This is a genomic window from Gottfriedia sp. OAE603, from assembly GCF_040543965.1.
Lineage (GTDB): Bacteria > Bacillota > Bacilli > Bacillales > Bacillaceae_G > Gottfriedia > Gottfriedia solisilvae.
In genome coordinates this window covers 989,962-1,002,137 of record NZ_JBEUNN010000001.1, presented here as the reverse complement: position 1 = coordinate 1,002,137, position 12,176 = coordinate 989,962, and the positions used below count along the sequence as shown (strand labels likewise).

The 12,176-nt window shown below is 32.2% G+C and carries 10 protein-coding genes and 1 pseudogene; 5 read left to right on the top strand and 6 right to left on the bottom strand.

Annotated elements, in window-relative coordinates:
• Positions 1 to 190: 190 nt before the first annotated feature.
• From ABID96_RS05025 to pstA, 4 genes are all read left to right on the top strand, one after another.
• The gene (locus tag ABID96_RS05025; RefSeq protein ID WP_192601095.1) at positions 191 to 1,624 is read left to right on the top strand and encodes a hypothetical protein; all 1,434 of its coding nucleotides are present in this window, start codon (positions 191 to 193) and stop codon (positions 1,622 to 1,624) included.
• A 21-nt stretch (positions 1,625 to 1,645) separates the two neighbouring features.
• Positions 1,646 to 2,521: a phosphate ABC transporter substrate-binding protein gene (locus ABID96_RS05020; protein ID WP_192601094.1), complete on the top strand. Its 876-nt coding sequence runs from the start codon at positions 1,646 to 1,648 to the stop codon at positions 2,519 to 2,521.
• A gap of 68 nt (positions 2,522 to 2,589) precedes the next feature.
• Positions 2,590 to 3,510, top strand: coding sequence for a phosphate ABC transporter permease subunit PstC (gene pstC / locus ABID96_RS05015; RefSeq protein ID WP_192601093.1), 921 nt, complete (start codon positions 2,590 to 2,592; stop codon positions 3,508 to 3,510).
• Positions 3,511 to 3,512: 2 nt separating this feature from the next.
• Positions 3,513 to 4,388 (top strand): phosphate ABC transporter permease PstA, encoded by an 876-nt coding sequence (gene pstA, locus ABID96_RS05010; protein ID WP_192601092.1) that lies wholly within the window; start codon positions 3,513 to 3,515, stop codon positions 4,386 to 4,388.
• A gap of 194 nt (positions 4,389 to 4,582) precedes the next feature.
• On the opposite strand, the gene ABID96_RS05005 is transcribed toward pstA, so the two are convergent.
• From ABID96_RS05005 to ABID96_RS04990, 4 genes are all read right to left on the bottom strand, one after another.
• On the bottom strand, positions 4,583 to 5,845 hold the full coding sequence (locus ABID96_RS05005; protein WP_192601091.1) for a M48 family metallopeptidase: 1,263 nt from the start codon (positions 5,843 to 5,845) through the stop codon (positions 4,583 to 4,585).
• Between the two features lie 166 nt (positions 5,846 to 6,011).
• Positions 6,012 to 7,547, bottom strand: coding sequence for a fatty acid--CoA ligase family protein (locus ABID96_RS05000; protein ID WP_192601090.1), 1,536 nt, complete (start codon positions 7,545 to 7,547; stop codon positions 6,012 to 6,014).
• A gap of 128 nt (positions 7,548 to 7,675) precedes the next feature.
• Positions 7,676 to 8,665 carry a lipoate--protein ligase gene (lplA, locus tag ABID96_RS04995; RefSeq protein ID WP_192601089.1) on the bottom strand — a complete coding sequence of 330 codons (990 nt, stop codon included), beginning with the start codon at positions 8,663 to 8,665 and terminating at the stop codon, positions 7,676 to 7,678.
• A 15-nt stretch (positions 8,666 to 8,680) separates the two neighbouring features.
• Positions 8,681 to 9,412: an MBL fold metallo-hydrolase gene (locus tag ABID96_RS04990; RefSeq protein WP_192601088.1), complete on the bottom strand. Its 732-nt coding sequence runs from the start codon at positions 9,410 to 9,412 to the stop codon at positions 8,681 to 8,683.
• Between the two features lie 178 nt (positions 9,413 to 9,590).
• Here ABID96_RS04990 and yhfH point away from each other — a divergent pair, with 178 nt between their 5' ends.
• The gene (gene yhfH, locus ABID96_RS04985; protein ID WP_371870381.1) at positions 9,591 to 9,710 is read left to right on the top strand and encodes a protein YhfH; all 120 of its coding nucleotides are present in this window, start codon (positions 9,591 to 9,593) and stop codon (positions 9,708 to 9,710) included.
• Between the two features lie 73 nt (positions 9,711 to 9,783).
• On the opposite strand, the pseudogene hemY reads toward yhfH, so the two are convergent.
• Positions 9,784 to 11,206, bottom strand: a pseudogene (gene hemY, locus ABID96_RS04980) (protoporphyrinogen oxidase).
• Between the two features lie 29 nt (positions 11,207 to 11,235).
• The gene (gene hemH / locus ABID96_RS04975; protein ID WP_192601086.1) at positions 11,236 to 12,168 is read right to left on the bottom strand and encodes a ferrochelatase; all 933 of its coding nucleotides are present in this window, start codon (positions 12,166 to 12,168) and stop codon (positions 11,236 to 11,238) included.
• Positions 12,169 to 12,176: the final 8 nt, after the last annotated feature.

The window sequence follows — 12,176 nt, the reverse complement described above, 5'->3', positions numbered from 1 at the left end:
TCAAAATGGATATTAAATTCAGAAAATTTTTCCAAAGAATTTTCGACAATAATAATCAGAAAAAAAAGAATGTTCACAAACTATTTACCAGTTTTTTACAAAACATTCTGACTTCTTTATATTTCCTCAACATTTCAAATGTAGGATTAACATTGTAATAAACATTACTAAATTCCTAGGGGGAAAGAAAATGAAGAAAGTAATTCCAGCTCTTGTTGTAGCTTCTACAATCATAACGAGCCAAGTAATACCGACCCTTCATGATTCTGTGCATGCTGCATCAAAAGTATCATCAGTAAATTATGTGACAGCAAAAAAACAGATTTCAGTTGACGGTTCATTAAAAAATATCGCTACGCTCAAACATGGTAGCAAAGAATTATATTCTTTAAAAGATTTAAGCACAGCTTTAAAAATTACATCTAACCTCAACAAGAAAACGAACTCCATTGAATATAAATTGGTCTCCGGTAAAACAAAAACAAGTTTACAATTCAATTTCAAAACAAACTTAACTCTGTTAAACAATAAGAAATTCAATCTATCAATCGTAAATCATAAAGGTGTTCCATTTGGAGATGCGAACGTGTTTGCTTCTGTTTTTGGAAAAGAAGTTGTAAAAACAGAAAATACTTCAATGTTATATATCAGTTCAACAAAACTAATCCAAGCTGATACATATGAAACACAATTTATAGCTGGTGGAAAGCTATTAGTAACTGGTGATACAGAAGATACTTTACAAACTTATATTCTGAATCCAATTTCAATGAAAATTGAAAAGACATTACCATACCAAGACTTAATTGTTTCAAATAATGGTAATAGTGCTGTTTTCGTTGATGACGAAGGAATCATTAACACGATTGATTTAAAAACATTTAAAGTAACTAAGTTCGATAAAAATGTAGAACCAAAAACTGGTTTAATTTGGTCTGGGGATTCTAAGAAAATTTTCTTTATAGAAGGAGATAAAAATACAACGATCTCACAACTAGATTTAGCTTCAGGTGAATTTAAATCATTAGCAGCTGACAAAGTAGAAAATAAATCAGATTTAGTGATTGCTTCAGAAGCACCATTAAAATTTGTATATTCTGTTACAAAAACAGCGACTTCTACAGTTGACCCTGAAACAGGTGAAACGACAGTAATTGATGATTCAACTGCTGGCCAAGATCTTTGGTCAATTGATACATCTGTCGCTACGGCAACCGCTGTGCAATTAACTAATACACCTGATAACAAAATTTATCCAACAGTTCTTCCAAGTGGCTTCATTAGTTATTTATCTCAAAATACGGATGATGAAGATGCATTAACAAAACTGCTTGTTCAAAACCCATTAAATAACCAAACGATGGCACTTTTTAACGGAAAACAATTTCATCTATTAACGAAAACAATGGATGGAAAAGTTTTACTTGTACAGTCTTTCTCATCAGGTGATCAAGTATTCGAATTAACAGAAAGCGGCTTGTTAAAACCGATTTTTAAAACAAATAAAACAATCAATTCAATAACAGCAACTTCTACGACTAAGCTAGCCTTCACTTATGGAGATGATGGCGAAGAAAAAACAGCCTTCGTCAATAACGGAAAAGTACTTTACATTACTAAGTAAATAATAAAGGGGAAATCAAACATGAAAAAGATGACAAAAAAACTATCTATCGCTGTTTTAACTACTGCTCTTGCATTTGGTGTAAGTAACACTTTTACAAAGGACAATGTTGGAGCTGCAATTGATAAAAATCGTATCGTTATTGCTGGTTCTACTGCATTACTTCCTTTAACAAACCAAGCATCTAAAGAATTTAAAAAATCAAATCCAAAAATTAAAATTTCTGTATCTGGTTCTTCTTCAATCGCTGGACCACAGGCAGTTAAAAAAGGTTCAGCAACGATTGGTGCAGCTGACTGGGATGCGACATCTGAAAAAGTAACTGGATTACCTACATTCTCTGATTTAAAAGCTTATAAAATTGCAGTTATCCCGTTTGCAGCAGTGGTAAGTAAAAATAATCCTGTAAGTGATCTTTCAACTTCAGAGCTACAAGATATCTACACAGGTAAAATTACGAATTGGAAACAAGTTGGCGGTCCTGATAAAAAAATCAATGTTTACACTAGAAGTATTGGTTCAGGTACACGTGTAAACTTTGAGAAAAAAGCATTAAAAGGTGAAGATATTAAGGATTCTGGATCTAATGTAGAGAAGGTTTCAAGTAGTGGATTAATGAAATCTAAAGTTGCTGGAGACGATTATGGAATCGGCTATATTGATTTAGCTTATATTACACCTTCAAGTGGGTTAAAAGCATTAAGCTATAATGGCGTGAAAGCAACTGTTGAAAATGTAAAAGCTAAAAAATACCCAGTTTGGGGTTTCGGATATTTAATTACAAAGAGTAATGTTTCAGAAGCAAATATGAAATTTATCAAATTTATGCAAAGCAGCAAATTCCAAAACAAATCCCTTAAAAGCTTAAAATTCATACCTGTTAGTGAGATGAAGTAATTTTACAAGAAGAATTGAAAAACAAACCCCCTTTTTGTGGGGTTTGTTTTTTGAAAAGGAGGATATTCATGGCTATTCCACAAGTAGAAATATCTCAAGTTTTCAGACAAACTCAAAAGAAAACTACATTTCAATCTACTATTTTTAATCGTTCATTTCTAATAGCCTGTTTTTGTAGTTCATTAATATTAGGAATTATTTTATTTACAATTGTTTATTTTATAGGGAAAACCGGAATTCATGTATTTCATGATGTATCATTTAAAGAATTTTTCTTATCATTCAAATGGGAGCCTTATGAAAATCACTTTGGTGCTGGTTCTTTCATAATCGGTACACTCTGCTTAACAGCATTGACTTTATTATTTACAGTTCCAATTTCATTAAGTATTGCGATCTTTAATACGCAATTTGCGCCAGTATGGCTTCGCAATTTTTTGTCATTAACTCTAGATATTTTAGTTGGAATTCCATCCATTGTGTATGGATATATTGGTTTAACTTTACTAATTCCATTAATTAGAGACACATTTCAGACAGGTTTAGGTAGTGGTTTACTAGCTGCTTCGCTCGTTCTAACATTGATGTGTATTCCAACTGTTGTAAAAATCTCAGAAGATTCATTTACGGCCGTTCCGAATGATTTAAAAGATGCAAGCTATGCACTTGGAAGTACACATTTTCAAATGATTCGTAGAGTCCTAATAACGGCTTCTAGCTCTGGGGTCACAACTGCAATTATTCTTGGAATGGCACGCGCAATCGGAGAAACAATGGCTGTAGTCATGGTAATAGGTAACACTGCCCAAATCGCAAAATCTTTAACAATGCCGACTTCTGTCCTTACAAGTAATATCGTAATGGAAATATTAAATGTATCCTATGACTCTACTTGGAATTACGCACTGTATATGATGGCCTTTATCTTGTTATGTATCTCACTATTATTAATCATTATCATCCGAAATTTACGCAAAAAAGGAGCATGAAGATGACTAGGACTCCTATAAATATTGAAAAAAGCATTAAGAAAAACAGAACAATCAATAAAGTTATGAAACTCCTTTTATCATCAATTACTATTTTTACTTTTGGGATCATTCTTTTCTTATTATTAAAGATTCTTAGTAAAGGATTAACAACGATTGATTTTCATTTTCTCGTAGGATTACCAGAAGAAATAGATGCTGGTGGAGGCGTAGGTCCTTTTCTTTTTAACACATTTTATATTTTACTCATTTCACTTGTTATCTCAATTCCGATCGGACTTGGTGCAGGTATTTACTTAGCAGAGTATGCAAAACAAAATAAATTAACTGATTGGATTAGTACATGTGTTGAGGCACTAGCATCCGTTCCTTCAATTATTTTCGGATTATTTGGCTATGTATTATTTGTAGAAGTGTTTGATGTTGGATTAACTGTCATTGGTGCTGCAATTACGCTATCATTTTTAAATTTACCAGCACTAACAAGAATTATTGAAGAATCCATTCGTAATGTACCAGTAAGCTATCGAGAAGCATCTTATTCATTAGGTGCATCAAAAGCAACTTGTATTATCACAATCATTCTTCCGGCAGCATTAAACGGAATTTTCACTGGTATCTCATTAACAGCATGTCGAGCATTGGGTGAATCAGCTGTAATTTTACTTGCTGGTGGTACAAGTGCCTCTGATAAAATGTGGGACTTCTCATTAACAGGTCCTGGTGCTACCCTTCCTGTTCAGCTTTGGTATATTCAATCTGAAGCTTTAGTAGAGGATGCAATGAAAATTGCAAATCAATCAGCTGCTTTACTTGTTGTTATCATTTTATTTTTATCTATTATATTACGACTTCCTTTTATGTTTAAGAAAAAATGAATAAATAAATAAATAAATAAATAAATAAATAAATAAATAAATAAATAAATTAGAAAAACACTTGGAGTATACCAAGTGTTTTTTTTCTAAACTACTATTTTGTTTAATAATCACTATTATGTTAGTTCTAAGTATTATTACGTTTTCTCTATTCATTTCTCACTGAAAATAATATTATTCAATTTAGAGTTATATTATTTTTTAGCTTCCTCCAAATATTTCATTCTTTCTAACATCGTAGGGTGATCATATCGGAAGAATTTTACTAAAAATGGTGGATCTACTTGGGTAAGGCTATTTTTTGATAATTTCTGAAAAGCAATGATACCTGCTTCTGCATCATTGGTCAGCTTAACAGCATATAAATCTGCTTTTTTCTCGGCATGCCTTGAAACTGCATTCGAAATTGGTTCCGAGATAAATCCAATGATTCCACTAAATAATAAAAATAATGTTAACACAACCATCATTTTATCAGGTGAATTATATTCTCTATTCCTTGATAGTGTAATCTTCATTAATCTATCAAGGATAAATAATCCGACTAAACTACCAACTAATGTTCCAAACATTGCTTTATAAATATCTTTATTAACATAATGAGACATTTCATGGGCCATGATAAACAATATTTCTTCATCTGTTAGTCCTTTTAGTGTAGTATCCCAAAGAACGATTCTAGCGTTTTTACCAATTCCAGTTACATACGCATTATATGTAGTTGTTTTAGCTGACATATTCACTTCATACACTCTATGAGCAGGAATATTTGCTTCTTTAGCTAAAGATACGATTTTCTCTTCTAATTTCTTATCCTTTAATGGATAAAAGTCATTATATAAAGGGTCTATGATTACTGGTTGAATAAATGTAAGAAAAATAGTGAATGGAATACTTAATAACCATGTTGTGATCCACCATTTTTTCGGTTGTTTTTTAATTAATAGATACACAACATAAATAACAAAGTACATAATAGCGAAATTTACCCAAAAACCAATAATCTCATCCTTCATCCAACTACTAAAGGATTGTACGGTTAATCCATATTTCGTAGAAAGTTTAAAACGATATAAGTCTAGAGGTAATGTGATTAAATAAGTTAAGACTGAAACAAAAAAGAAATAGAGGAATACTTGAATAAAATGAAATCGAGTCAGTTTCTTTAATGATTCACCTAATTTCCCAATAAACCCACTTAACAATAAGAGCGTCAGAACGATCCAATCCAATGGTATGCTAATAAAATACAAAACATTTTTAAGTGTACTATAACTTGTACTAATTTTAGCTTCTTTATGGTCCATAAATGTATTTGGATCAACGAATGTACCTTTGTATTTTGCTGGTAAGTCAGAATCTGTGAAAACATAAAAGTATAATAATACAAAAATGATATAAACGAGATAACCAATCCAAATAAACTTTGATACTTTTGATTTCTTCGACTGTTTCATGTAATCCCCCCACTTCTATATTATCAACTTTGTCCAAAATTTTAGAACATAAAAAGATAATTAAACTCTCTCTTTTTTTATTTTATGACATCATATAGCTTGTATGTATTCTTTCTAACAAAAAAAGGTACAACCCCATATAGGTAGTACCTTTCTGTTTGAATATTTATGATTGTGTGATTGAGTCTTTTAATGCTCTTCTTAGAATTTTTCCAGTTGCATTCTTTGGAAGCTCTGAAATAAATTCAATAGATTTTGGCACTTTATATTTTGCTAAGTGAGCTTTACAATATTCTATTAATGTTTCTTCACTTAATGAAGGATTTTTAGAGACAACATAAGCTTTGACACTCTCTCCGAAGTTATCATCAGGCAATCCAATTACAGCACATTCTACTATCTCAGGATGATTGTAAAGGATCTCTTCTACTTCACGTGGATATACGTTAAATCCACCCACAATAATCATTTCTTTTTTACGGTCTACGATATAGAAATAGCCATCTTCATCTCTGCGTGCTAAATCACCAGTGTATAACCAACCATCACGAATTGTCATTACCGTTTCTTCTGGCATATTATAGTAGCCCTTCATGATATTTGGACCACGTGCAATTAATTCACCAACGACACCAACCGGAACTTCTTCTCCAAGCTCATTGACAATTTTATTTTCTACATTGCTAATATTCGTGCCAATTGATCCAGCTTTTCGAGGACGATCTAAAGGATTAAATGTCGTTACAGGTGAAGCTTCTGACAATCCATAGCCCTCTGAAATCATTACGTTAAATTTCTTTTCGAAATTCTCTAATAATGCTACCGGCAATGAAGAGCCTCCTGAAATACATAAACGAATTGACTCAAAATCTTCAGTTTTTCCTTCTGGGTATTGATATAGGAAATTATACATTGTTGGAACGCCAGCAAATACAGTTGCTTTTTGTGTTCTAATGATATTAAATATTTCACTTGGGCTAAACTTCGGTACAAGTATAACAGTTGCTCCATACATTAATGGTGCATTTAGCGCTACAGTTAGACAGAAAACATGGAAGGCTGGTAGCGTTGCAATTACCTTTTCAGTGCTAGTAAATCCTAAGAAATGACCAGCATCCATTGCATTAGAATATAAATTCTTATGAGTAAGCATCGCACCTTTTGGTTTACCTGTAGTACCTGATGTGTATAAAATTACTGCTAAATCATCTTCATGTAGTTCTGGTCCTTCGAATGTTAAATCTCCAAGGCCAACCACATTTGTAAACGATTTCAATTTATTGTCTGAAAAATCATAAGGATGTTCTTGTTTTGTTTCACAAATAATGTAGTGTTCAATGTTAGGAAGAATTGGTGAAGCTTTTTCAACTAGTGGAAGAAATAAATCTAATGTAATGACAGCTTTGGCATCACCATTTGTTAGAATATAAATTAATTCGTCTGGTGAATATAGTGGATTAACTGGTATGACAGCCGCTCCAGCTTTTAACGCACCATATAGTGCAATAATAAAATGTGGGGAATTACCAACAACTAATGCAACTTTATCCCCTTTTTCAATTCCTAATTTTGAAAGACCACTAGCAAACTTTGTTATGTATGTATTCAATTGTGCATAGCTAAATGATTGCCCTTCAAAAATTACAGCAGTATGTTCAGGATGTTTTAATGCAGTTTGTGAAAGCGTATGAACTAAATTCAAGAAATTACCCCCTTTTTAAAAATAATTTAAAATATTCTAAATATATTATATTGCTAGAAAACATTTCTGACAAGAAGGAAATATTACATGTTTAAAAGCAATAAAAAAAGAGTGGAGATCCACTCTTTTTAAACGAATAAGCTTAAAAATTCCTCTTTCGTTACATTTCCAAAATAATAACTTAAATTAACATCTTGCAATTTCCGCTCAATTTCTTGTTGATCAAATTTTGTACCAACTAGCGTTTGCTCTAAATCTGACACGTCACCAACACCAAAAAAGTCACCATAAATTTTAACAGTTTCAATGATGCCTTTATTTACTTCTAAGCGAATATCAACTTGTCCTGCAGCAAATCTTTTACTTTGTTGAATATTACATTTAGGAGATTTTCCATAATTCCAATCCCATGAACGGTATCTGCTATCTGCTAGCTCTTTAATATTTTTAATATCTTCATCAGACCATTCATAGCGCTCAATTGAGCCATGTTCTTTAAAAATAGATTGCAATAACAAATCTTTAAATTCTTCGATTGTTAAATCTTCTTTCAAAAATTCTTTAATATTAGCTACTCTACTTCTGATTGATTTAATTCCTTTTGATTGAATTTTATCAAGCTTTACATTCAATGCATTGACAACTTCGTCTATATTACTATTAAAAAGTAATGTCCCATGACTAAACATTCTGCCTTTAGTTGAGAATTGTGCATTTCCAGATATTTTTCTACCTTCTGCTAATATATCATTGCGTCCACTTAGCTCCGCATTTACTCCAAGTTCTTTTAGCGCTTCGATTACTGGCTCTGTAAACTTTCTAAAGTTATGAAAACTATCACCATCATCCTTCGTAATAAAACTGAAGTTCAAATTACCTAAATCATGATATACCGCTCCGCCACCAGATAATCTTCTGACAACCTGTATATTATGATCATTTACATATGCTGTATTTATTTCTTCGGCTGTGTTTTGATTATTCCCAATAATGATAGATGGTTCATTAATATAAAATAAAAAGTATGTATTTTCTGGATTTAAATGCTTTAAAGCATACTCTTCCATTGCTAAATTTAACGTTGGATCTGTAATTCCTCTATTATCTAAAAAAAGCATGTGAGTCCTCCTATATTAAATTGATTTCCATTCAAATCCTGTATAAGCAGTCTGAATAGGACCATTATAATACTTTTTTGCTTCATCTATTAAATGATTTGTATTTCCACTGTGAGGTAAATGTGATAAAAGCAATTGTTTTACATTTGAAAGTTGTGCAATCGTCGCCACTTCTTTACTATTCATATGTCCTGCATTTGTGCCGTCTTGATTTTCATACATATTGCAGTCACAAATAAGTAAATCTGCATCTTTAGAAAAAGGGATAAATTCTTCCATGTAACTCGAATCTGCAGTATAAACAACTGTACTATCTGCTGTTTCAATTCTCATCGCAAAACAATCTACAGGATGCTTTGTTTTCAAAAAACGTATTGTAAATGGACCTAAATTTAGTTCTTCATTAGGGTTATACTCGTATCCTATCGTAGCTTGCTTATTCGTTAAAGTTTTAAATTTTTCTTGATCAAGTCCATGTCCGTATATTGGTAATGCATAACCATCATTTGCGGCATTGATAATTTTATAGTATTGTAGCACGCCAATATCAGCTATATGATCATGATGATAATGCGAAATAACTACACAATTTATGCTTTTTAAGTCTATGTAATTTTGCAAGCTTGCTAATACGCCCGAGCCACAATCTACTAATAGTGAGAAATTTTTTTCCTGAAATAAATAGCAAGATGTCGCTGCTCCTTTTTCTGGATAACCGCCCCAATAACCAATCACAGTTACTTTCATGAAATATTTCACTCCTTCGATTATATTATACCTTGGATATATTACTTTATTAGTTTTAATAAAGATTAGGCATTTATATTATTTTTAAAATTGTACTAATACAGATTGACATTTAATACATTGTAGTAATACAATGCTAATAAGATAACTTAAAGGAGTGGGTAGCGTGCTTGTTAAAATGTCGGAATTTTTAAAACTTTTACCTAAGAAAAAATGTTTACAATGTAATTCGACGATTGAAGAGCAACATGATTGCTACAGTAATACTTGTTCTAACTGTTTAAAAAATAGCTTCTAAAATAGAAAGAGCAGTCGAAAGTTGATTCAAGTTACACTACTTAAATCAACTTATAGACTGCTCTGTTTTCATATCAATAACTTGGAACTACTTCTTTTTGACCACTAAATAAATATTGAATTGTATCTTTTACTGCTTTCTCACCTTGATCGATACAATCTGGTAAGCCTGAACCATAGAATGAACAACCGATAACAGATACACCAGGCATTTCATTTTGTAAGTAATGCTCCATATGTTTCGTACGCTCTTGATGATTAATTGTGTATTGAGGCATTGCTTCTTTCCATCTTGATACAACGTAAAACTCTGGCTCTTCTGCGATGTCCATTGTTTTCCTTAAATCCTCTAAAACGATTTTAACTAACTCTTCATCAGTTTGATCAACAATATCTTGATGATTTGGTCGTCCTACGTAACAGCGAAGCAATACTTTCCCTTTCGGACAAGCATGTGGCCATTTTTTATGTGTCCAGGTACATGCCGTAATATTATAGTCGCTATTTCTTGAAACAACAAAACCTGTACCATTTATATCGTTTTTAATTGCACTTTCAGGAAAGGCAAGTGCCACATTGGCTACAGAAGTTGAAGGAACTTTTCGGAATGGCTCAAAAACAGTATCTTCATTAAATAAATCTGGAATTACACGATGCGGAAGTGCAACAATAATTGAATCTGCTTCGATTTTTGATTGATTACTTAATGTAATTTCATATACATTATTCTTTTTATCAATCTTAATGGCTTGTACACCCTTTAAAATCTCATTTTGATCAAGTTCTTGTTCGATTCTTTCTACTATCGTTTCTAAACCCGTACTTACAGTCTGGAAAATTCCTTTTCTAGGACCTTTTGATTTTTTAACAGGCATTTCTTTTTTCATACCACGAACAATGCTTTGATACTTTTGCTCAAGATGAAAAAACTGAGGGAAAGTCGCCATTAAACTCATCTTATCAATATCGCCTGAGTAAATACCTGATAAAAGTGGTTCAATTAAGTTTTCAACTACTTCATTTCCCAACCTTCTTCTAAAAAAAGCACCTAAAGACATATCGCCTTCAACTTGGGTTTTCGGAAGTACGAAATCAAGTCCTGCTCGTACTTTTCCTGCTGGTGAAAAAAGTCCAGAGAATAGGAATGGTTTTATTTGGGTTGGAATTCCCATATTTGAACCTTCTGGCATTCCATACAGTTGATTATTTACCAATACATATGCTTTACCTGCAGTATTATGAACAATCTGATTTTGAATGCCAAGATTTTCTGCAAGGCGATATGCACTTTTTTTTCTAGCTAAAAATGAATCAGGTCCTCGTTCAATGATAAAACCATTTTTTCTTACTGTTTGTATTTTCCCACCAAGCTTCGTTGATGCTTCAATTAACTGAATATCAACTGGAAGGTTTTGTTTTTTTTTGCTCTTGTTTCAAATAGTAGGCAGCTGTCAGACCAGTAATTCCTCCGCCTAAAATGACAACCTTCTTTTTCATCTATAGCCCTCCTATTTAGAAAACACTATTTATTGTTCATTCCACTTTCTTAAAACAACCGTACTTAACCCACTAATAAATAATGGATCCGTATTTGGCATTGGTGGACGAACATATCTTTTTTGTATTTTCTCTGTTACGTACTTACATTCTATATCGTTATCATAAAGTACTTCTAAGTGCTCACTTACAAATCCTAGAGGTAAATACACATACGTATCAAAATCATATTTTTCATCTAATTCATGTGTTAAGTCCTGTACATCAGGACCAAGCCATGGTTCAGGTGTATTACCAGCACTTTGCCAGCCAAGATAATAATGTCTAATGTCTGCCTGTGCTACAACTAACTCAGCTGTTTGCTTTAGTTGTTCTGGATATGGATCGCCGTAAGTAAGAATTTTTTCTGGTAAACTATGTGCTGAGAAAATAAAAGCAGTTTTTTCTCGTTCATTATCATTCATAGGTTCCAGAATTTCTTCAACTTCTCTAACCCAATATTGAATAAATCTCTCTTCTCTATACCAATCATCTACATGTTTAATGATTGGGCCATCGATCTTTTCTGAATGATTTGTAGCACGTTCATTATAAGATTTCACACTGAAAGTAGAATAATGAGGAGCAAGTACAATACTAATTGCTTTTGTAATCCCATCATTTTTCATTTGGTCAACTGCATCTTCAATGAATGGTTCAATATGCTTTAAACCAAGATACATTTTAAATTCTACTTTATCCTGTATTTGATTTAGATCGCTTTCTAAAGCTTTCCCTTGTTCTAACGTTATTTTAGCTAATGGAGAAATTCCACCGATTGCTCGATAACGATCAGTTAGGTCCTCTAACATTTCAGGGGTAGGCTTTCTACCTCTACGAATATCTGTATAATATCGTTCAATATCTGATTCTTTATATGGCGTGCCGTATGCCATAACTAATAAACCAATTTTCTCTTTCATGTCATCAC

Bases quoted from the DNA above. Each gene is read 5' to 3' on its own strand.
- ABID96_RS05025 (WP_192601095.1), top strand. From the start codon at position 191: ATGAAGAAAGTAATTCCAGCTCTTGTTGTAGCTTCTACAATCATAACG.
- ABID96_RS05020 (WP_192601094.1), top strand. From the start codon at position 1,646: ATGAAAAAGATGACAAAAAAACTATCTATCGCTGTTTTAACTACTGCT.
- pstC (WP_192601093.1), top strand. From the start codon at position 2,590: ATGGCTATTCCACAAGTAGAAATATCTCAAGTTTTCAGACAAACTCAA.
- pstA (WP_192601092.1), top strand. From the start codon at position 3,513: ATGACTAGGACTCCTATAAATATTGAAAAAAGCATTAAGAAAAACAGA.
- ABID96_RS05005 (WP_192601091.1), bottom strand. From the start codon at position 5,845: ATGAAACAGTCGAAGAAATCAAAAGTATCAAAGTTTATTTGGATTGGT.
- lplA (WP_192601089.1), bottom strand. From the start codon at position 8,665: ATGCTTTTTTTAGATAATAGAGGAATTACAGATCCAACGTTAAATTTA.
- ABID96_RS04990 (WP_192601088.1), bottom strand. From the start codon at position 9,412: ATGAAAGTAACTGTGATTGGTTATTGGGGCGGTTATCCAGAAAAAGGA.
- yhfH (WP_371870381.1), top strand. From the start codon at position 9,591: ATGTCGGAATTTTTAAAACTTTTACCTAAGAAAAAATGTTTACAATGT.
- hemH (WP_192601086.1), bottom strand. From the start codon at position 12,168: ATGAAAGAGAAAATTGGTTTATTAGTTATGGCATACGGCACGCCATAT.